This is a genomic window from Streptomyces sp. NPDC017890, assembly GCF_044328675.1.
GTDB lineage: Bacteria > Actinomycetota > Actinomycetes > Streptomycetales > Streptomycetaceae > Streptomyces.
In genome coordinates, this window is sequence record NZ_JBIRHU010000126.1 from 1 (window position 1) to 1,925 (window position 1,925).

Sequence of the window (1,925 nt, forward strand, 5' to 3'; positions counted from 1 at the left end):
AGTCGTTGGTCACTGGACTCCTCTTCTGTGACGTAAGTGGCTACTCCTGCAGGGATCCGTCATAGCTGCCACTTGTTCTAGAACGGTCTTCTGGGTCCAACTATTCCGGATCTGTTCTGAGATGATGCTGTGATCGAGGCGAGTGTCGCGAATGGAAACACATGTTCGCACGACGGTGCAGTGATCATCTGACTTTCCCTAGTGTAGTTAGCATATGGTTTTCCGGCAACGGAGATTCGACAGCGAGTGCGGAGTGCGTCGACATGGTTAACTTAGACCCACGGAGGAGACTTCGACATGGACCTACGAGTCCATACGAGATCTGACCGGCTGGCCCGAACAACCGCGACGGGCCGCAGTCGATAGAACTCCAGAGACGCGGGGACCTTCGACCATGATGGACGATCAGGCAGCCATCCATCTCTCACGACGGGATGATGTGGAGTCCCGCGCAACTTCGTTCGCAGAGCAGGGGCCAGGTGACATTTTTCGCAACTCATGTGCGTAGGCGTACCGCCTGGCCGAAGTCAGGATGGCCGAAACCGCAGACAGGTTGGACATCGCCATTATGGAGGGAAAGTAAGCGACGCCGAGGTATCGAGGTTCGTTCATCGAAGGCATCTCAGTGCGCCGTAGCGATCAACGGCCTGGCCACGAATGATTGGCGTCGTTGTGTCTGAGGTCAGCGCGGAGGGCTGGATGTCAGGGTCCGAAAATGTCCGGTTCGACAACACGCGGTTCGACCCTGACCTCACACCCTTTCACGAGCTGGCCAAAGAAATGGCAGTACAGTTCGGGTACTCGGCTGAATTGTCGGTGGATCGGAAACTGTTGCAACTCCTCCGTTTGCGTGTGGCGCAACTGAACCCATGCTCCTACTGCCTTATTCTGCACACCCGAATTGCGGCAGAGATTGGCATTTCATCTGCACTGGCCGCGCATCTCATCTCCTGGCGTGAGAGCACGATGTTCTCATCTGCACAGAGAGCGGCTCTCGCGTATTGCGAAGGCCTCACATTGTTTCGTCACCAGCAGTTCTCTGCTGTTCACGACGAGTTGCGGCTCCACTTCACGGAACTCGAGGTCGCGGAGATCGCGGCGGTGATCATTAACATGAATGTGTGGACCCGGCTGAAACTTGCTCAAGGAGCTGTCCCGGTCACGTGAGAGCGATTCGATTCAACTACCTCCGAACCAACCGCGCGGGGCGGAGCTTCTTCCCAACCGAAAATTCGGTGCTGCCGAGGGAAGCGTTCACCTCGTCCCGAGGCGAAAATTGCTGTCGGCGAGCGAATCATTGCGACGTGCACGGCGCGGGCGGAGAGGTTCTCTGTAATGTGCACGGTCTCAAGATTCCTCGAAGCCGAAGGCTGGTTTCGCAACGGTTGAATCCGGCCGTTGATAGTGTCCAAGCAACATGCCAGCGAACATCCCAGCGACGAACATCGTAGAAAGGTTGAGGAGCGCACATTATGGGAGTTATCAATAGTGGCTTCGGAGGGCGGCGAGGTTCCAGTAACCCGAATCTGCCTCCGGGGCAGACGCTCGTCGATGACTGGCCGGTGCTCACTGCCGGGCCCACGCCGGCTGTCGAGGAGAACGACTGGAGTTTTACGATCAGGACGGAGGACGGGACCAAGCACCGGTGGAACTGGACAGAGCTTCTGAGTGTCGGCGTCGAGGACATCGTCACTGATATTCACTGCGTCACCCACTGGTCGAAGCTGAGCATGGCGTGGCGTGGGGTGTCATTGGACCGGCTGTTCGAAGACGTCGAGACTAGTCACGACTACGCGATGGTCCGGAGTTTCGGGGGTTACACCACCAACCTTCCTCTCGAAGACCTCCTCGACGGGCAGGCTTGGATAGCCACCGAGGCTCAGGGCTCGCCGCTCTCAGCAGAACATGGAGGGCCGGCACGGTTG

General features: G+C 57.6%; 2 protein-coding genes. Both read left to right on the forward strand.

Annotated elements, in window-relative coordinates; all coding sequences use genetic code 11:
* Window positions 1-672: 672 nt before the first annotated feature.
* Window positions 673-1,167 carry a carboxymuconolactone decarboxylase family protein gene (locus tag ACH4F2_RS35895; RefSeq protein ID WP_198402566.1) on the forward strand — a complete coding sequence of 165 codons (495 nt, stop codon included), beginning with the start codon at window positions 673-675 and terminating at the stop codon, window positions 1,165-1,167.
* Between the two features lie 305 nt (window positions 1,168-1,472).
* A partial coding sequence (locus ACH4F2_RS35900) for a molybdopterin-dependent oxidoreductase (protein ID WP_398136797.1) occupies window positions 1,473-1,925 on the forward strand: 453 nt, incomplete at its 3' end.